Origin of the sequence: Streptomyces flavotricini (assembly GCF_020639365.1) — a bacterium.
GTDB classification, from domain to species: Bacteria; Actinomycetota; Actinomycetes; order Streptomycetales; family Streptomycetaceae; genus Streptomyces; species Streptomyces flavotricini.
Map to the genome: position 1 here is coordinate 1,850,340 of NZ_JAINUL010000001.1, position 19,848 is coordinate 1,870,187.

Consider the following 19,848-nt stretch of genomic DNA (forward strand, 5'->3'; position numbering starts at 1 on the left):
CCGGCCGCTTTACGCTTCCCCGGCGGGCGGCATCGCCCGCCGCAGCCGGCTCGACCGTTCCAGGAGAGTGCTCCGTGCCTTTTCCGCCCAGCGACATGCTTGCCGCGCAGAGCAAGTGGCTCTACTTCCAGGGCTTGGAGCACAAACTCCGCGAACGCCATCCCGAGCTGGCCCACCGGGTCTTCTTCAACTCGGGCGGCCCCTTCTTCTACCTGAAGGTCAACCTGTCGGGCGAGTCCGGCGTCGCCCTGGCGATCACACGGTTCGGCAACACCGAAACCTGGGCCATCCTCGATCCCCAGTCGGACAGCGAGCCCTCCGTCTGGGCCCCGAGCACCCCCGGCGAGGTGCTGGTCGACTCCCTCGCCGCCCATGCAGCCGCCCATCTCGCCGGCGTGCCCGTCGCCTCCCCCTGGCGCTGGCACCAGAGCGAGCGAAGCGACATGACCGACCTGGCCGACCTCCTCACGGACAGCGGGGTCAAGGTCCGGCGTGTGGTGGCGGGGAACGGGTGGTTCGCCTACGGTCCCCGCCACGAGCCGAAGCTCGGCCTCGTCGAGAGCTCCAGGGGACACCACCTCGACGCCGAGCTTCCCGGAGGCGTCCTCGTCCGGGTGTCGATCAAGCCGAACCTCGGCTGGACCGCCCACGTCCACACTCCGGAGTGGAACGCGTGGGGACGCATCGATCTCAGCCGCGCGCTGACGGGGCGGGAGCGTCCCGTCCCAGGGGTACCGCTCGCCTCGGCCTCGACGGAACGGATCGCCGAGGTGATCAGTGGGGGGTTCCCGACATGGGCCGAGGTCCGCCCGTGGGACCCGTTCAGGGGCTACACCCCGCCCTCACCCTTCGGTTTCGACCCCACTGAGGCCGTGCTCGCTCAGCTCTCCCCGCTCGGCTTCGGCGATCTCCGGGAGGGTGTCGGCGGCGCCCTCGTCTCCGACTCCCACCACGTCGAGTGGTACGAACAAGAGCCCAAGACGCCCGGGAACCTCTTGAAACCCGAGCTGGTGCGCCTGAACGGGCTTGCCGCCGCGGCCGGGGAGGACGCCCCGAAGCGCCTCATCCTGATCACGAACTGCGGGCTCAGCCGCCCGGCGGCGGCCTTCGCCGACCAGGCCAAGGCGTTCGTCTTCCACTTCAACCCCGAGACCGGCCGGCTCGACCCGCTGAACCCGCGCGCCCAGGAAGCCCTCCCGCCCTGGGAAGACTCCCGCAAGCACGACCTGGAACCCTGGTGACTTCCACCGCCCCACTGTCAGCACCACCGCATAACCTGCCTGAAGTGATCTGACCATCAGGAGAGTGTCAAGCCCATGACAGCGGACGAATACCCGGAGTTCCGGCTGCACCTACCGAAGGGCGGGCCCGTCGCCCGCGGGCAACTGTCGGCTGACCGAGGTGCGCGGGGTAGCCAGAAGTTCGTCGTGTCTGCGGGGTCGCCGGCCAGAGCCCAGGAGGCCCCTTCGTTCGAGATACGCAAGCCACCCTCGTTCCGTGAGCGGCGGCAACTGATCGCGGACGGTTCGATCCGGGAATCGTCCCGGTGGCCGGGTTATCTGGAAGCGAATCGGGACATCGAGTGCTCCTCACCCTCTGCCGCCGCCGAGATCCTCATGGGGTGTAGCACCAACGGCCTGGGGGCCTGGAAGACGGCGGAGGGCCAGCCACTTGCCAAGTATCTCGGCCAGCAATCCCCCGGCCCCAACCGCGCCTGGCTCGTGCGCGGCTCCAACGTCACCGGGCTCGACCTCGTCCAGCGCACGTGGCTGCCCGAGGGGCTGGTGACCCTGGCCGCCTCCCGGCTGCGCCAGGGAGTGGAGGCGGGCAGCAGCAAGGAGCAGGTCCGCACCCTTGTCCAGGAGGACTACGAGTCCACGGCGACCTACAGCCAGAAGCAGGACCTGGTGGAGGAGCTGCACGCGTTCCTGTCCCGGATGAAGCCGGGCGACACCGTGTGCACCATCTCGGGCGGTCGCCTGTACGTCGGGGAGATCACCGGGGAGGTCGAGCAGACCGAGTCCGAGGACCACCGGTCCAACCTGCGCCGCCCGGTGACCTGGCAGGACGAGGGGTACGCGTACGAGGAGCTGCCCGAGGAGCTCCAGCAGAAGCTGTCCATCCAGCACGATGTGGTGGAGCTGACCAGCGTCCAGGCCGTCATCGACGGTCTCGGGCTCACGGACGAGGAGCTGGCCGACGAGGCCGAGGCGATAGAGCGGGATCCGAGCGTGGAGATCCCGGCGCTCGCCGCCCGGCGGGAGCTGGAGCTGCCGGAGCCCACGGACGAGCTGGCCGCTGAGCTGCTGGTCCACAAGACGGACTGGCTGCGCGAGGTCCGGGACCTGCTGTGGGACGACCGTCAGCTCGTCCTGTACGGGCCACCCGGCACCGGCAAGACCTATCTGGCGCTGAAGCTGGCCGAGTTCCTCGGCGGTGGCCCGGAGCAGGTGAAGCTGGTCCAGTTCCACCCCTCCTACGCCTACGAGGACTTCTTCGAGGGTTTCCGGCCGCAGGAGGACCCCGAGACCCGGGAGGTCGCCTTCCGGCTCACCGCCGGACCCCTGCGCGAACTGGCCGACCTGGCCTCGCGGGAAGGCAACCGGCACCTGCCCCACTTCCTGATCATCGACGAGATCAACCGGGCGAACCTGGCCAAGGTCTTCGGCGAGCTGTACTTCCTCCTGGAGTACCGGAACAAGTCGGTCCGGCTGACGTACTCCGGCGATGACTTCGCGCTGCCCCCGAACCTGTTCGTGATCGGCACCATGAACACCGCGGACCGCTCGATCGCGCTCGTGGACGCGGCCATGCGGCGCCGGTTCGCGTTCGTGGAGCTGTCCCCGCGCACCGAGCCCACCAGCGGGCTGCTGCGGCGCTGGCTCGAATCCCAGAAGAAGGACTCCGAGCCGGCCGAGCTGCTGGACGCGCTCAACGCCCGTATCGACGACCCTGACTTCCGGATCGGGCCGTCGTACCTGATGAAGAAGGGCGTGTACCGGGACGGCGGGCTGGAGCGCACCTGGCGGACGAAGATCCTTCCGCTGCTGGAGGAGCACCACTACGGCGAGGGCATCGACATCGAGAAGCGGTACGGGCTCACCGCGCTGCGCAGCTCCCTGCCACAGCCGCTCCCCCAGCAGGCGGCGCAGGAGCCGTCCGCGTGACCACCGTGATCGAGCTCGTCGAGCACGCCCCGGCCACCGGCCACGTCCTGCCGGACGCGGTCGGCCGGGCGCTGGCCGCCGCCCGCATCGTGGACGCCTCCCCCGACCCGTACACGCCGGGCCGCTGGCTGTTGCGGGCCGGCAGCAAGGTCGGGGCGGTGTCCGTCGACGTACCGGGCGGCGGCGGGAGCGGGCCGGTCACCGTCCGCGTCACGCCAAAGGTGCCCATCGCGCGGCTGTTCTTCCTGCTCGGCTACAGCCTCGACCCGAAGGGCGGCTGGCGGGACGGTCAGGTCGACGTGGGTGAGCACCGCGAGGTGCTGCCCGCGCTCGCGCACGCCGTGGAGCGGCAGACAGACCGGGCCCTGCGGAAAGGACTGCTCCAGGGGTACCGGGCGACCGAGGAGAGCGCGCTGGTGGTCCGCGGGCGGATCCGCGAGGCGGACCAGATACGGCACCGCTTCGGGGCGGCGCTGCCGGTCGAGGTGGCGTACGACGAGTTCACCACCGACATCGCCGAGAACCGCATTCTGCGGGCGGCGGTCGAGCGGCTGCTGCGCCTGCCGGGCGTGCCGCGCGAGGTGCGCCGCCGCCTGCTCCACCAGCGGGCCCGCCTCGCGGACGCCACCCCGCTGGTTCCCGGACAGCCGCTGCCCGCCTGGCGGCCGTCCCGCCTCAACACCCGCTACCAGCCCGCCCTGCACCTGGCCCGGGCCGTGCTCGACGGGTCCTCACCCGAGCACGTGCCCGGCGGCCTGCGCATCGACGGTTTCCTGTTCGACATGAACCGGCTCTTCGAGGACTTCGTGACGGTCGCCCTGCGCGAGGCGCTGCGCGGCTCGGACCTGACCGGCGCCCTCCAGGACCCGCACCACCTCGACGAGGAGGATGCGATCCGCATGAAGCCGGACTTCGTGCTGTACGGGCCGGACGGCAGCCCGCGCGCGGTAGCCGACGCCAAGTACAAGGCGGAGAAGCGGGACGGATACCCGGACGCCGACCTGTACCAGATGCTCGCCTACTGCACCGCGCTCGGACTGCCCGAGGGGCATCTCGTCTACGCGAAGGGAAATGCCCCGCATGCCGCCCACCGGGTCCGGCACGCGGGCATCGTCCTCCACCAGCACGCCCTGGACCTGGACCGAGAACCGGCCGCGCTCCTGGCCGATATTGCCGCCCTTTCCCGGCATATGGGTGCTGACCTGCCCGTATGATCGGCGGCGGAGTGTCCGTCCAGGGTGGGGAGTTCACGTCGTGCCACAGCTCGCGTTCGCCAACAGCTTCTGGGAGAGCTACGACGTCCTGGAGAAGCCGATCAAAGCCGGCGTACGCAAAGCGATGGAGAAGTTCCAGAGGCTGACGGTCGCCGAGCTGTACGCCGACAAGGGACTGCACCTGGAGTCCGTCGACAAGGCACGCGACCCCCGGATGCGGACGATCCGCGTCAACGATTTCTGGCGCGGTGTGGTCCTCTCCCCCGACGACGGCAGTGACGTCTTCCTGCTGGTCAACGTGGTGCCGCACGACGACGCGTACACCTGGGCGGCCAAGCGCCTGTACACGACGAACAAGGCCACGCGGGGCCTGGAGGTCCGCAACGTCGTCGCGATCGAGCAGCTGACCCCGGCCCTGGAGAAGGCCGCCGCGAAGGCACCGGCCCTGCTGTTCGGGCAGTACTCCGACACCGTGCTCCGCGATCTCGGCATCGACGACCAGGTACTGCGGGCGGTGCGTACGGTCATCGACAAGCCCCAGCTGGAGGCTTTCGGGACGCTCCTGCCCGAGGACCAGTTCGAGGCGCTGCAGTACCTCGCGGAGGGTTTCACCCCCGAAGAGGTCTACCGGGACGTCGTGGCGGTACGCCGCCCGGCCAACGCCGGGCCCGACCCGGACCAGAGCCTGGCCGTGGCCATCGCCAACACCACGAGCCGTATCACGCTCGTGACCAGCGCTGACGAGCTGACCGAGATCCTGAACAAGCCGTTCGCCGCGTGGCGGGTGTTCCTGCACCCCTCGCAGCGCCGGGTCGCCTACCGCGTGTCGTACGGCGGACCGGTCCAGGTCACTGGCGGACCCGGCACCGGCAAGACCGTCGTGGCCCTGCACCGCGTCAAGCACCTGCTGTCCCGCGCGCCCGACACCCGGATCCTGCTCACCACGTACACGAACGCGCTGGCGCAGGCTCTGCGCGAGAACCTCGCTCTGCTGCTCGACGGGGACCAGGCACAGCTGGCCCGGGTCGACGTGACCACGGTGAACGCCTTCGCCCACCGGACCGTCACCCAAAGCGGCACGCGGGTGCCGTCCCCCGTAGGCGACCGGGAGGAGCGGCAGATCTGGCAGCGCGTGCTGAAGAAGCTGCAACTCCCCTGGTCCGAGCAGTTCCTCGCGCAGGAGTACCGGCACGTCATCCTGGCGCAGGACATCCGCGACCCCGACACCTACCGCACGGCTCTGCGGCGGGGCCGGGGCAACGCCTTGTCCACCGCCCGGCGGGAACAGCTGTGGCCGGCCGTCGAGCTCTTCGAAGAGATGCTGAACAGCCAGGGTTCCACCACTCACCTTCAGGTGTGTGCGCGAGCCGCCCGGCTGCTCGCGAAGACCACGCCGCGCTACGACCACGTCGTGGTCGACGAGGCGCAGGACCTCCACCCGGCCCAGTGGCGGGTGCTGCGCGGCGCGGTCGCGCCCGGCAGCGACGACCTGTTCATCACCGGGGACCCGCACCAGCGGATCTACGACTCGAAGGTGTCGCTCAGTTCACTGGGGATCTCGGTGGCCGGCCGTACCACCCGGCTGCGCATCAACTACCGCAGCACGGAGGAGATCCTGACCTGGTCGACGGGCATCCTGGCCCCGGTGGCCGTCGAAGACCTCGGCGGAGCGGGCTCGGACAGCCTGGCCGGCTACCGCTCCGTCCTGCACGGGCGGCGGCCGAGCGTGGCAGGGCACGGTTCCGAGCCGGCGGAGGTCGCGGCGCTGGTGGACCGCCTGCGGGAGTGGATCGCGCAGGGCGTGCGACCGTCCGAGATCGGCATCTGCGCACGCTTCAACCTGCTCCTCGACAAGGTGTACGAGCGGCTGGTGGCGGACGGGATCCCGGTGGCCCGAGTACGGGACAACCCCGGCCCGGCGGTGGACGGGGTGCGCCTGGCCACCATGCACGCGATGAAGGGGCTGGAATTCCGCTGCGTGGCGGTGATCGGGGTGACGGCGGGTGCCCTGCCGTTCGGCCGCGAGGTCACCCCGGCTTCGGTCGATGCCCTTCAGCACGAGTCGGACCTGCTGCGGGAGCGCTGTCTGCTGTTCGTCGCGTGCACCCGGGCCAGGGAGGCGCTGTACGTCTCCTGGTCCGGGCCGGCGAGCGAGTTCGTTCCGCAGGCCGCCGAGCTCTGACCCGGACGGCGGCAACGGGGCGAGCGCGTTCCTGGCTAGGCTTCCTTGTCGGTGGACGGCATGAGTGCCCCGTTGCCGAGTCCGTCGCGGGCCAGCTCCACTGCCTGACGGCCGAGGTCCGCGGCCTCTCGGACGCGTTCCTCGAACTCCTGGATCGCGATGAACGCCCGCCCATAGCGGCGCTGCGCCTCGATCTCCATCTTCGGGACCCGGCCGCTTCGGGCGTCGAAGCGATAGGTGCCGCTGGCGCTGGTCGAGCGCCGGGCGTTCGCCGTGCTGTGCAGGAAACCCCGTAGGTAGTCGGTGTCCAGCTGGTCGCTGACCGAAGCCGGCTCGGCATCGCCGTAATCGACGAGTCCGGCCCGCGCGAGTTCGGCGACGCTCACCGTCGAGGCGTCCAGGGTTCCGGGACCGGTCCCCTCGGCGAGGGCCGGAAGGAGTGCGGCGAGCTGGGCGAGCTGCTGCTCCAGCCGTGCCCGCAGGGATTCATACTCTGCACGGTAGTCGCGGTGCGAGGCCAGGATGTGCCGGCCGGGGGTGAGGTCGACGGCGTCGTCCAGCAGGTCGACCAAGGGAGCGTCCACCACTTGGTGCGGGGCAGGATCCAGTGGTCCGTCCGGATGGTTGGCGGTCAGATCGACCAGCCGCACGGTGGTCGCCACGTCACCGGTGCTCAGGGGGCGGGTGAGCTGCCAGACATGGACAGGGAGTGCGTGCGAGGCCGCGACTCCGCCGGGCAGGGCGACGATTTGTGTCAGTACCCCGCGCCGTACGAGCTCGGCCCGGATCCGGCGGCCTGCCTTGCGGTACGCGACCGATGCGGGCATGACCATGAGGACCCGGCCGCCCGGAGCGGTATGGGCGTACGCGTGTTGCAGCCAGGCCAGTTCACCCTCGGCCTTGGGCGGTGTGCCGAACTCCCATCGCGAGTCCAGCAACAGGGCCTCCCGGCCCCAGTCGGTGACGCCGACGGGCGGGTCGCACACCACCAGATCGGCTCGCACCTGCGGCCACTGGTCGGCGCAGAGCGAATCACCTTCGGTGACGGAGACATCCGCCTGCCCGCCCAGGTCGGCCCGGAGCTGGGCCAGGCGCGCACTGTGCGGCTCCCGCTCCTGCCCGAAACGTTTCAGCCCGTGCCTGGGCCCGACGGTGAGCAGCAGCGTGCCGATGCCACAGGCCGGGTCCAGCACGGTGGTGTCCGCGGGCAGGGTCCCGGCAAAATGGCGCAGGGCGCGAAGGATCCGCTCGGAGGTGACGTGGTCGGAGCCGGAGCGGCCGACGGAATCGGTGATCCGGGTGGCCAGCCCTTCGACGACCGAGGCGGCGGAGCCGGAGCGGACCAGTTCCTCGGACAGCCGGACGGCGTCGGCGGGAAGATCCGGGGTGGTTTCGGCCTGCGCCAGCCGCCTGGCGATGTCTGCGACGCCGGCGACCGTCTCCTCACCGTAGGCGGCCCGCACCGCCTGCCAGAGCCTGACCTCGTCCGAGACGTCCTGTCCCTTGTGCTGCCTGTCCAGCCACGCCTGCACCTCGGTGAAGGCGAAGAGCGGACTGTTCACACCGCCACCTCTGGGAGCGGGAAAGTCTTCATGGCGACGACGCCAATTGGAGACAGCCGCCCGCGTCACACCTGCGAGGCGGGCGATCTCGGACCCGGAAACCAGCTGCTCCGGCGAAGCACCCTCCACATCAGCCATGACGCCAGCGTACACGACCACCCCAGCGATTGACTTTCACAACATGTTGACACCGTACACACACCGTGTCATACGAGGCCTACCAGTGCCGGTCCACTACTCCTCGTCGCAGTCGTCCTCGGGGAAGTCGAAGGCCAGCTGCTCGACGGACCCCTGGCTGTCGGCAGACTGCTCCTCCTTGGCGTCGGTGTCGACCGTGTCGTCCTCGTCGTGCGGGAGGGCGTACTCGTCAGCGAGCCGCGCGAGGTGCAGGACCAGTGGCAGCCCGAGCACGTCGCGGTAGTCGTCGTCACAGATGCGCTGCTGGTGGACGACCGCCGCCCATGCCTCCGGATCGTCCCCCGGCTGAAGGCAGGCGACCGTCAGTTCCAGGAGCTCCGGATTCCACGCGTTGGCCTTCGGCCGGAAGGCGTTCTTGCCCGAGGCGTTGGTGTGAGCGGTGAGCTTCGCGTCCTCGTTGGTGAGTTTGGTCTGCGTACTGGCCTTACCGGCCGTGCTGTAGAAGACACGACCGGAGTCCCCGGCCACACGGGACACCCACAGGCCGCCGGCGAAACCGGCCCGCTGCATGCCCTTGTGCTTCGCGTCGAGCTCCTCCGCCTCCGCCCACCACTGAGGGGTCTCGTCACGCCCGCTGTCGGCCACGCGCACGACCCGGAGCTGCTTGCCGTAGAGGCCGATCCGCTGGACGGGCCCGCCGTCCAGACCGAGCCGGTCCTGCTGCAGTCCGTCGTTGCGCAACCACGGCCAGCGCTTGCGCACGTCCTGCGCGTGTACGAACACCAGCGTCGGGGCGCTGCGCAGGCCGGCCACGGTCTTCTTGACGAATGCGGCCACGTGCGCGGACTGCTGTGCCGCCGAACTGAGATCCGTGTCCCTGCCCCGTCCGGTGAGGGACTTCAGCAGCTCCGGGTACGGCACCCACTCGTGCATGTCGGCGGTCTTGCCCAGCACACATTTCGTTCCGGGTCGGATGAGGACGGCGATGGGAGTGAACTGCGACCTTCCGGTGGGACCGTCGCGGCGCTGCTCGACCAGGTGGAAGGCGAGCTGGTTGAGCCCGGACGGAATCAGCTCGTCACCGAAGGTGTGCTGCGGGATGAAGCGCGTACCGGTCTGCCGGATGCCGTCCGCCCAGGCCGCCTCGGCACGGATGACGGCCTCCTCGGCCGCCTTCTGCGGCTCCAGGTCCTGGTCCAAGGGGCGGAGGAACTGGGTGACCAGACCGGCCTCGGCGCAGCCGAGGCGGATGGCGTACTTGGGGTCGGCCCGCCGCTTGGCGTTGCGGAAGCTCTCCTCCCCTTCCAGCTCCACGAAGGCGACCTGCGCACCGGTCACCGGCAGGCGACCCGGTGCCAGTGCCGCCGCGACCTTGCGGCGGCGGTCGTCGATCGCCTGTTCGTGTTCCTTTCCGCGGCGGGGCACCCTCTCCCCGCCGAGCGGCGCGCCCAGCTCACCGAGCGGCAGTGCGCACAGCTTGACCGAGAGCTCCGGTGTGTCCCACCGCCAGATCTCACCCGTCCCTTCCCGCCGGTGGCCGACCAGGCCAAGGCCCGCTTCCGCTGCCGCGAGCACCCGATCCCGCTGGTCATCGGTCTGGTAGAGGACCAGACCGACGAGCCCGGCGCCGTCGAGGGCCGCGGCGAGGCGGGCCCTGCGCTTGACCGCGTTGTCGGCGAGACGCTGTTCCCGCTTTCCGAGGGCGGCGGCCAGGTCCCCGGGCTTCTTCTCCACCTTGGGGACGGACGGCAGAGGCTGGAGCTGGCGCTTCGGCGGGCCGGCGTACCGGCTGCGTACGAGCAGCGGCACCGGTACGAGCTCCGGGGCGAGCGCCTGCTCGGCCCACTCCGTGAGCCGCCGCCGCTCGCTCGGCATCAGACCGGTGCCGACAGGATGTGCCCCCATCGCCGCCTGGTGGCCGACGGCCAGAGACAGCCCGCCCCTCCCGCCGATCCAGTGGTCGGCCTCCTTGACGAGTCGGTCCACGGACGGCAGGGCGTCGAGCGCGGTGACGTAGCCGAGCATGCCCTGCACTCCGCCCTGGCTCCAGTCCGTGGTGCCGTTGCGCCAGCGGATGGCCGCCACGGAGAACGCGGGCGAGGACGGGCCGTCCGGGACGAGCGAAGTGTCGGGCAGCAGGTAGACGGAGACGCCCCTCTGGTACGGCATCCACACCTTCCCCGTGACGAAGCGGCGGATGCCGGTCGCCAGGTGCACTCGGGGGACGGAGGAGAAGGGTGAGGTGCGGACCGTGATCCTGATACGGGCCGCATAGTAGGAGGGCGCCTTGCCCGACTCGATCTTCCGCGGGGGCCAGGACATCAGCTCCGCACCGCCGCTGCCGAGGCCCCGGGCGCCCGGGAGCTGGGCCACCCGTCGGAACGCCAGGCGTTCGCCGTTGTGCTCGTAAGGTTCCTGCCGCTCGATCCGGCCAGCCAGGACCTCCGGCAGCAGCCGGTACACGTGGTTCGCGGGCAGGGCGGTCCCCCCGGGAGACAGCTCCTGTTCGAACAGGTCCACCATGCCAAGTTGCCAGTACGGGAGCGCCGGACCCAGGTCCCGGAAGGTGTCCATCAGCTGGGCACCGGTGGCGGGGTCGTCCGGGTTCTTGCCGAGGTTCCTGAGCCACGCGGCGATGTAGGTGTTCATGACCGACATCGGGTACTCCTGCTCGCAGTACAGCCAAGGGCGCTGCGAGCCGAAGGTGGCCGTCCCGTCGACGGTGACGATGTCGGGTGCGGTCGCACGCATCAGCTGGTTGACCGCCTGCGTGGGCACGGTGCGGCGCCAGGCGGCCTCGCGCTCCGTCAGGCCGGCACGGCGCAGCTCCAGAAGCGGCCGCTCCCATTCGGCGGGCAGCGCGAGCGTGTGCATCGGGACCGCGAAGGAGCCGCGCGAAGGGTCGGCCGTGTAGGCCGCAGTCCGGATGTGCTGGTATTCCACTGAGTGGTTCTCCCTGTACGAGGGCGGGTGTGGCACAGAGGTCGGTTCGGCGTCGGTCAGCCCATGTCGGCCAGCGCCCGGTAGAGGGGCTCGTACAGCTCCTGCACGAGCGACTTGTCGATGGCGGCCAGATCGGAGTCGGGGTCGTCGAGGAAGTAGGGGGCGAGCGCCTCACGCATGCTCGCCAGCAGGCTGGTCTCGGGGGTGTCGGTGGCCTGGAAGCCGGCCTCACGCGGCGAGAACGCGGCGTCGACGAAAACCACCCGGGCCGGCACGCCTCCACGTACCAGGCGGCCGATGACCTGCCAGATGACCACCAGTTGGTCCCAGGTGAACGCGGTCTTCTCGTCCTCGCGCAGACTGGACCAGGCCAGGCGCCGGGTCAGCAGACGGTTCCACTGGCGGCGCGCGCGGCTACGGAAGGCGACCGCTGCCCGGTCAGGGGTGGCTGCGGCCAGCGCGGCTTGCTTGAAAGTCCCGTCGGTGTCCCTGAGCTGGCGCACCGCCCAGTCGTTGATCGCCTGAATGGCGAGAGAGATGTCGTCGGGCCTGGGGTGCGGCCGGGCCAGGAAGTACACGCTTCCGATGGCGGCCTTCCCCCCGCTGAGCACGATGTTGTGCCCACGCTCCACAGCGAGCAGGGGAGCCACCAGCAGGTCACCACCGACCGCGGGAAAGGACCGGACGTCGCCACGAGGCAAGGTGCGCACCCCGTTGTCCTCGGGCATCCTGGTCCAGGCGGTGTCGGAGTCGGCGTCATCGGAGACGAGTTGGGTCACCCGGCCGTTCCACTCGGGGATCTGGTTGAGGTATTCAGCGGCCCGGCGGGCCTCGTCGTAGCTACCGACGAGCAGCAGGATCCGGCGCCGCTCCGGGTCTTCGATCTCGGCGAGCTCGGTGTCGAGCATGCTGACGGCGTCCGGCAGGCTGCGGTCGGGTACGGCGAGCTGGTGCAGCATGTGGATCAGCGCCTGCGGTCGCTCTTCCGGGTCACAGCCGGACAAGCGGAGGGGTTTGGGGTGGGGGCTGTCGGGCCAATAGAGGAACTCCTTGCGGAACTCGGTATCGAGCACCGCGCGGATCTCGGAGTCGAGCGGACGCAGGATCGCGCCGACCGGGGCATGGAGGTGGTATCGGCTCGACGTCCCAGCCCAGCTGGTGGCAGACATCAGCAGGACGTGCGGGCCAGGGCGGCCGTCGACGGCGCACAGGTCGCCCAGTCGCATGAGCAGCTCCCTGCCCACCCCGTTGCAGCGGAAGAAACGCAACTCGCCACTTCGGTCGCCGTCTCGCTCGCGCTCGTCGTGCCGGAACTGGAAGCCGAGCACATTACCCATGGGTGATTCGGGAATTACGGCCTCGTAGTCCTTGGGCGGTCGGCGGGAGAGCACGTTGGAGGTGACGTCCAGGTTCAGGGCCGCCTCGACCCGGGGCCACAGCGTGGTCATGAAGTCCAGCCGGCTGTGCAGCGCGGCCAACAGCAAGGTGAACTCGAACCGCCTGACCTGGAGGTCCGGCTGGTCCAGGACGCCGGAGTCCTGGTCGACGACGGCGGCGAGGGTCTCCCGCAGGCGCTCCCGCGTCCGGGCACCCTGCGGGGCGTGCAGGAGTTCCAGGGCCAGGTGGACGAAGGTGTTGACCACGGAGGTGATCTCGTCCTGCTCGCCGTCGGACTGGTGCTCGTGCAATGGGCCGTCTCGGAAACGGAGCAGGGCCGCGTCCAGGACACGGGCGGCTGCCGGGAGCTCCTCGCCCTTGCGCCGCGCGGGGAACCAGCTGTCGAGCAGAAGGCTGTGCAGGGTGAAGGCGCTGAAGTAGTCGACGCTGATCCACTTCCGGATTTCGGCATGCTGCACCAGCAGGGCGAAGATCCGGTCCGTCGCCGCGCTGACCGTGTTGACGGCGTTGGTCCAGTCGTCCACGTCCCGAGCGGACAGCTGAAGCCGCCCGTCGCGTGCCATCTGCTGGAACTTGTGCACGGCGACCTCGTCGAACCACGAGTTCGGCGACCGTCCCACGAGTGTGCTGGCCGGCGCGAAGGCCGTGTCGAGCTGCATCTGGACCCTGTCCGCCTCGTCGACGATGACCAGGTCGCTCAATCGGCAGGCGAGTTCGAGATAGCGCAGCTGCTCCTGGTGCTGGTGCCGGGGCACCGCGCTGTGTACGAGCCCTGCAGGGGTGGCGACCCAGACCTGGGCGTCGACCAGGTCGCGGGCGGCCCGGTGGCGTGGGCAACGGTTCCACAGTGGGCATAGACGGCGTTGCGGAGTCGGCCGGCTCCGGCGCGGACCAGGATCCCCGTCGAGTGACGGGTCGCCCTCGTCCTCGGTGTGCTCGGGAACCGTGTAGAGGCCGAGGCAGGGCGCCTCCCGGATGCCGAGCGGCCGCCGCGCCTCCAGTCCGCGCAGCACGTCCACCGGGCAGGCGCTGCTGAGGTGGGTGAACCCGGGATGGTCGTGTCCGAGCATGGTGGCGGCCCCCGCGGTGGCCGTCCGGCGGTGGAGCCGGCTGATGTTCCGCTCCCGGGTCGAGTGTCCGAGTACGGGAGCGGCTCTGATGCCCAGACGGTCGAACTGCTCGACCACGGCCAGGGTCTCGGCGACGTCCCCCACGACGATGGTGACCCGGAGGCCGGGCGGCTGGCTCACCACATGGAACGTGAGGATGTCGCGGATGGTCGACTTGCCGGCGCCGACCATGCCGACCATGTGCAGCAGCCGGTCGATCTGCAGCCGGCCCTGTTCGACGAACCGCCCGAGCTCGTCGTCGCGTACGAGCAGCCTGACGCGGCGCAGTCGCCGCGCCCAGCCGCTGCGTGGACCGTCCGGTGCGAGGGCTTCGACGGCGTCCATGGCCATGGCCGCCTTCTCCAGGTCCTCCCACGTCACCTCGACGGGGGCACCCCTTCCCGCTGTGGGAGCGTCGAGGGCGTGGGATCGGGGCAGCGTGTCCGACAGCAGGTCCTCGGTGAACTCGACCGAGTGGATGCGGTCCTGGACCCGGAAGGTGTACTCCCCGGCCGCGGCGGACGCAACCTCCTGGGTCGCGAACGCGGGTGCGCTGGTGAGTAGTTCCTCGAAGACCTGGAATCGCTGGGCGGCCCGGGCCGGAGTACGGCGGCGTGGCCGGCTCTCCAGGCTGGCCAGGTCGTATCCGCGAAGCTGCTGGGGCACCGACATGTACGCCGTGACTTGCTCTCTCCAGGCCCGCCCCCGCCTCAGATCCCAGAGGTAGTGCCGGGCCCGGAGGATGCGCAGGCGCTGCTCATCGGTATGGACATCGCCGAAGGCCTCGCTGTACGGGTAGCCACCGAGCAGCGGCCAAGTGTCCGCGGCCGTGCGGCTGGGCATGGCGCTCTCCAGCAGGTAGAGGCCTAGCTCGACGTCGAGCAGGTCTCCGGGCCGGAAGGCCGCCAGGGCCTGGGGCCAGGCCTCGGCGAGCTGCCGAGGTGAGCAGCGCCGGTGCCATCCACTGCGGTCACGCATGCAGGCCTCCGTCGCGTGTGTGCTTCGTTTCGGACAGTTCGCCGGCGACCAGCCGGAGAAAGGCACGGTCGTCCAGCAGGGTTACGCGTTCGACCAGGTCCTCGGGCAGGTTGCGCAGGAACTGGCGCCCGTACGCCTCGTTCTCCTGAAAGCGGTAGCGCGGTACGACGAGGAAGGCCCGCTCATAGGGCGGTTCGGTGCGGAACGGGGTGAGCGTGCGGGCGAGCAGGACGGGGTTGACCCAGTCCTTGACGTCCACTGCCCAGTGGCGGCCGCCGGGCAACGGCACCCGGAGGTCATAAGCGTCGTAGTTGGGCCACATCTCGGCCCGGATTCCGAACCTCGCCAGCAGCGCGGACTCCAGCTCGGTCTCCGCGAGCCCTGGGCTGGTGATGAACATCCTCAAGGGGCGGCTGAGCTGGAATACCCCTCCCCGCTCCGCCCGGAGCGCCCTGCCGGGGCGGCCGGCCCGCCCGTCCCGGCGGCAGCGGTCGAGCTCGCACCGGTGGCCGCCCGGCAGCAGTGGCACCATCAGGCAGCCGCACCGCTCGCACTGGCTGTAGGCACCGTCGCGCAGATACGAGGCAGGGGCCGGCTCGTAGCAGCGCTTGATGACCTGCTGAAGCAGCATCCCGCATGCGGGGTCGCCGCCGAGGAGAGCGAGCTCGACGCCCGTCAGGACGGGCTTGGTGGTGAGCAGCTTGCGGAACGCGGTGTATGCGTGCGGCGCATTCGCTGCGCGGCAGACCGCCAGTGCCTCCAGGATCCGGTCGTTCTCGAACAGTTCCGCTGCGGGGTCGGCAGCGCTGATCTCCCATTCCAGACATAGCTGGTGCGGCAGCCGGGTTTCGGGGTCGACCAGCCGGGTGTCACCGGTGCGCAGTTCCTCGGGCAGGGCGAGGGGCCACCGCCCCAGCGGGCGTTCGGCAGCCCACCGCGCCATGTCCGGCACGCTCCCCGGTGGTTCCACGCCAGCCCGAAGGCAGTGCAGGACCAGGCGGTTGTAGGCGTTCTGCACGTTGGCCGGATAGACCGGGTTCGGGACTGTGCGCTGCCGCGAGAGCATGAGCAGCGCGCATGCGACCAGGCGCAGCAGGTTCTCGTCCGGCATGGCGGAAGTACCACCGGACCGTTCGGGCAGGCTCGCGGTTGTCATTCGCCCCCCGTCTCAGGCTCGTGTGCCAGGGTGTTGCTGGGACACCACCGGGATACCGGACACCACCGACAGTGGCGCCCGGGGCGGGCCTCATAGGTCTCGTCCTCGCGCCACGGACCGGCGTACTTGCGCAGTACGGCCATGGCCTTTGCGAGCCGATCGGGGTCAGTGGGGTCGATGACGTACGGGTGAGAGCCCGTCGGGCGCAGGACCTCGACCTCCACCCGGGAGCCTGCGGGGTCACCACCGAAGGCTCCACGGGCGAGCAGCACGACGGCGAGCGCGAGTTGGGGGTACTCCTCCAAAGGGTCGTCGTGGTACCAACGCGCCTTCCGGGTGGTCTTCAGTTCGTGCCACACCCAGGCGCCGTCTTCCCGGTACAGCAGGTCGGGCTTGGCGATGACGACCGCCTGCGCAGCGGTGTCGTGTACGACCCGCAGCGGTTCCGTCTCGACCTGGTCAATGAGGGCGGCGTCGTGGAACGGGCAGGCGCTCACGTGGTGGAGCAGCATCTGCCGGCCGGTCTCGGCCTCCTCGTCGGACACCTGCCACCGGCCACTCGTCCAGTTCTCCGCCTCGGTGGGCATGTCGGCGACCGTGCAGGCCGGCCACCCGTCCCGCTGGTGCAGATGCTCGATCCAGGCGTGCACTGCCTGGCCGAGCTTGGCCGCACTGCTGTACTCGTCGTCCTTGGGCAGATGCAGCCCGCGCAGGAGCTCCTGCGCCGGGCATTCCCGGTGGTACCGCAGATCACTGACGGACACCTTGCGCTGGGGGCGCACCTGCGAGGGAAGACCGAGCACGCCAGGGGTGCGAGGCACTGCGGCGCACCCCGTGAACTGCTTGCAGTCGATGCACGAGGAGCCGGGCACCGGGTCTCCGCCTGTCACGACACGGGTGACGTGCGGGTGGCCGTGCTCGGCGTAGAAGGCCTCCGCTTCCTGAACCGTGCCGTCGAACTCCACGGTGTGGCGCCCGTCGCCCAGCCCCACTTCGACGACTCGGACACGTGCCGGTCCACTACTCGGTCCGTACGGCTGGAATTTGTTCCTCCACTTTCGCGGCCAGGGGGCGGTGCGGCCGCGTGCCGCCACATAAGCCGTGATGGCGATCTCACCGGGGGTGGAGCCCTTCGGGGTGCCGTGACGCAGCCGCCGGAACTCCCGGGTGAGTCCGTCGGCGGACTCGTATCGGCGCCACCAGGCATACATCTCCCAGAACTTGCCGTTCTCACGCTGCACCACCCAATAGGGGCGTACGGGCCGCAACCGGTCCGACGCGCCCCCCGCGGCACCTCCATGGCCGAGGTACGTGCGCACCGCATGCTCGGCGTAACGACGGTGCCCGGGGTGCAACCCGGGTGTCCGCGAGGCGAGTGCGGCGAGCGCCGCCTCGGGAGAATCACCCCCGAACTCGACCCGGTCGATGACCTCCATGACCGGTCCGAGGGTGAAAGTCTCCAGCACGGCCTTGGGAAGCTGCGACCTGTGGGCGGGGAAGAGCGCCGGGCGCGCCTTCGCCGCCGCGTGGGACGGGCAGGTGTGCTCTTCATCCCCACCCGTTCCCGGTCCGATGCGCAGCAATCCCTCGTCCCCGGTCAGCCAGGCCGGCTTCTGCCATACACCCATGAGCCCTCCCTTGCGCATCCGCCAGACGTCCGTGCACATCAACCAGGAAAGCAACCGTTGTGGATATAGTCAACCAGATTCGAAATTCACAGTCACAAGCTTCTGTGTACTTGGCTGCTCACTGCCTGCCGCGTAGAGTCCGGCTCAGGCGCACGCAATGCGTTCAGTCCCCCACGTGGGCAGGTCGCGCCCCTCAGAGGGCGGACGGCCAAAGACTTCGAGGAGGGGAGGCACCATGTCCGGCAACCGCGTGGAGGTCACTTCGGCGGACATCGCCCGGATCACCGGTGTTCGCCCCACCGCCGTCAGCAACTGGCGCCGCCGCCACGAGGACTTCCCCCAACCCGTCGGCGGCACAGAACGCAGCCCCCGCTTCGACCTCGAGGAGGTCGAAGCATGGCTGCGACGGGAAGGGAAGACACCGGAGATCCCCCCCGCCCAGCGGCTGTGGCAGGCCCTGGGCTCGATGGGGGACGTCATGCCCCTGGACGACGCCGTAGGCATGGCAGGAACGCTCCTCCTCCATCTCCATGAGCATCCGGGCACCACGGTCCCCCCTACCGCCTCCGACTGCAGCCGACTCATGCAGGCGGCCGACCAGACCCTGAGCCTCGCCCGCGGCGCCCGCGCCGGTATCACGGCTCTCCTGGCCCACTCTCCCGGCCACGAATTCGGCCCGCGCCAGATCCAGTTGCTCCGTGCCGCCGCTGACGCAGCCAACGCGGACGGTCCGGCCGCCGCGTTCGAAGAGCTCTGCACCCGGTACCTGTCAGGCGGTCCCAGGGCCGGCTTCAACCCGACCCCTCCGACCCTGGCCATCCTCATGGTCGCCCTTGCCGGCCCTACCCACGGCACGTTGCTCGATCCCGCCTGCGGCAGCGGCACGATCATGCTCGCCGCGGCCGATGCCGGTTTCACCCGCCTTCACGGCCAGGAGCAGAATCCCTCGCTCGCCAGGCTCGCCGCCCTGCGCCTGGCCTTCCGCGCCGCGGTATCCAGCGGCCCGACGGTCGTGTACGACGTGCACACCGAGGATTTCCTGCGGCATCCGGCCTACCCGCGCCGGGCCTCCGCCGTCGTCGGCAATCCACCCTTCGCGGACCGCACTTGGGGCTACGAGGACCTGGCCGACTCTCCCGTGTGGGAGTACGGCGTGCCGCCCCGCGGCGAATCCGAACTGGCCTGGGCTCAGCAGGCCCTGGCCCATGCGCTTCCCGGTGCACCGGTAGTCATGCTGATGCCTCCGGCCGCCGCGGTACGCCCCTCCGGACGCCGCATTCGGGCCGCGCTGCTACGGCGTGGCGCCCTGCGCGCCGTCATCTCGCTGCCACCGGGCTTCGCCGCCCACTACGCCCTCCCGCTGCAGATTTGGGTGCTGCGCCGCCCGGAGGCCTCCGCCCATGCCCTTGGGGAACGGGCCGGCACCGACCACGTGCTGGTGGTGGATGCCAGCGAGGTCGCCGAGCCCCTCCCCGTCGTGATGGAGATCTGGTCCGACTACCTCGCAGCTCCGGAGTCCTTCGCCCCCCGCCCCGGCATGGCCCGTACGGTCCCACTGATCGAGCTGCTCCACGACGCCGATGTCACTCCCCGCCGCCATCTTCCGCAGGCAGAGCCGGGTAGGATGACCCAGGAGGCGCTGGTGGCCGCCCGTTCGGCGTTCGAGGCCGCCTCATCCGCTCTACCGACACGCGTGCCCCCATTGCCGCTCCGCCCCGAGCTGTCCACCGACGAACGGCCGACGGCGCGAACAGCCGCCCTCGGAGACCTGATCAAGAGCGGCGCGATCATCCACCATCGCCCGGGCCCGCCTAACGGCTCCGACGAGGCGCCCTCCGAGCTGGGCGAAGCCCGGTATCTGCTGGTCCGGGACATCACCTCGGGCCGCCCGGCCTCCGGCGTCGGACCGGCCCCGGAGGAGCCATTGCTGTACCCGCTCATCCGGGCCGGCGACATCCTCCTCCCCACGCTGGCGCGCGAGGTCGTGGCACGGGTCGCCACGGGGGAGGACGTCGGGGCGTACGCCGGCTCCGGTGTTCACCACCTTCGGGTCACCGACCCCGAGCTGGTCGACCCGTGGTATCTCGCCGGGTTCTTGTCCAGCGCCGAAGGCGGCCGGCAGGCCGCCTCCGCGGCAAGTACCCAAGGCATCCGCACCCGGGTTGATCCGCGCCGGGTGCGGCTTCCGTTGCCGCCGATCGACCGGCAACGCGCGTACGGCCACGCCTTCCGCTCCATCGCGGAATTCACCGCAGCCGTACGCGCCGTCCACGACCTTGGAATTGATCTGGCACGTGACCTGGCAGAAACCGTCACGGCGGACCTGCGTGCGTCCTTGACCGACAGTCGGCCCACCGCACACCGATAGAACCC

Annotated in this window: 10 protein-coding genes; 5 read left to right on the top strand and 5 right to left on the bottom strand. The window is 70.2% G+C overall.

Annotation, left to right across the window (positions count from 1 at the left end; genetic code table 11):
- Positions 1-74: 74 nt before the first annotated feature.
- From K7B10_RS08580 to K7B10_RS08595, 4 genes are all read left to right on the top strand, one after another.
- Positions 75-1,241, top strand: coding sequence for a hypothetical protein (locus K7B10_RS08580; protein WP_229335401.1), 1,167 nt, complete (start codon positions 75-77; stop codon positions 1,239-1,241).
- Between the two features lie 75 nt (positions 1,242-1,316).
- On the top strand, positions 1,317-3,167 hold the full coding sequence (locus tag K7B10_RS08585; protein ID WP_229335402.1) for a DUF4357 domain-containing protein: 1,851 nt from the start codon (positions 1,317-1,319) through the stop codon (positions 3,165-3,167).
- Entirely contained in the window at positions 3,164-4,381 is a 1,218-nt protein-coding gene (locus tag K7B10_RS08590) for an McrC family protein (RefSeq protein WP_229335403.1), read from the top strand. Before K7B10_RS08585 ends, K7B10_RS08590 begins: the two co-directional genes overlap by 4 nt.
- Positions 4,382-4,421: 40 nt before the next feature.
- A complete protein-coding gene (locus tag K7B10_RS08595; protein ID WP_229335404.1) occupies positions 4,422-6,563 on the top strand; it encodes a UvrD-helicase domain-containing protein in 2,142 nt (713 codons plus the stop codon).
- A gap of 35 nt (positions 6,564-6,598) precedes the next feature.
- Here the strand turns inward: K7B10_RS08595 and K7B10_RS08600 are convergent, their stop codons facing one another.
- The 5 genes from K7B10_RS08600 to K7B10_RS08620 form a co-directional block, all read right to left on the bottom strand.
- Positions 6,599-8,263 (bottom strand): N-6 DNA methylase, encoded by a 1,665-nt coding sequence (locus K7B10_RS08600; RefSeq protein WP_229335405.1) that lies wholly within the window; start codon positions 8,261-8,263, stop codon positions 6,599-6,601.
- Positions 8,264-8,359: 96 nt separating this feature from the next.
- On the bottom strand, positions 8,360-11,206 hold the full coding sequence (locus K7B10_RS08605) for a pPIWI_RE module domain-containing protein (RefSeq protein ID WP_229335407.1): 2,847 nt from the start codon (positions 11,204-11,206) through the stop codon (positions 8,360-8,362).
- A gap of 56 nt (positions 11,207-11,262) precedes the next feature.
- Positions 11,263-14,691, bottom strand: a complete 3,429-nt coding sequence (locus tag K7B10_RS08610; RefSeq protein ID WP_229335409.1) for a pPIWI_RE_Z domain-containing protein — start codon at positions 14,689-14,691, stop codon at positions 11,263-11,265.
- Positions 14,684-15,802: a pPIWI_RE_Y domain-containing protein gene (locus K7B10_RS08615; RefSeq protein ID WP_229335411.1), complete on the bottom strand. Its 1,119-nt coding sequence runs from the start codon at positions 15,800-15,802 to the stop codon at positions 14,684-14,686. Before K7B10_RS08615 ends, K7B10_RS08610 begins: the two co-directional genes overlap by 8 nt.
- A 41-nt stretch (positions 15,803-15,843) precedes the next feature.
- Positions 15,844-17,475, bottom strand: a complete 1,632-nt coding sequence (locus tag K7B10_RS08620) for a PD-(D/E)XK nuclease family protein (protein WP_229335413.1) — start codon at positions 17,473-17,475, stop codon at positions 15,844-15,846.
- Between the two features lie 235 nt (positions 17,476-17,710).
- On the opposite strand from K7B10_RS08620, the gene K7B10_RS08625 reads away from it, so the two are divergent.
- Positions 17,711-19,843 carry an N-6 DNA methylase gene (locus K7B10_RS08625; RefSeq protein WP_229335415.1) on the top strand — a complete coding sequence of 711 codons (2,133 nt, stop codon included), beginning with the start codon at positions 17,711-17,713 and terminating at the stop codon, positions 19,841-19,843.
- Positions 19,844-19,848: the final 5 nt, after the last annotated feature.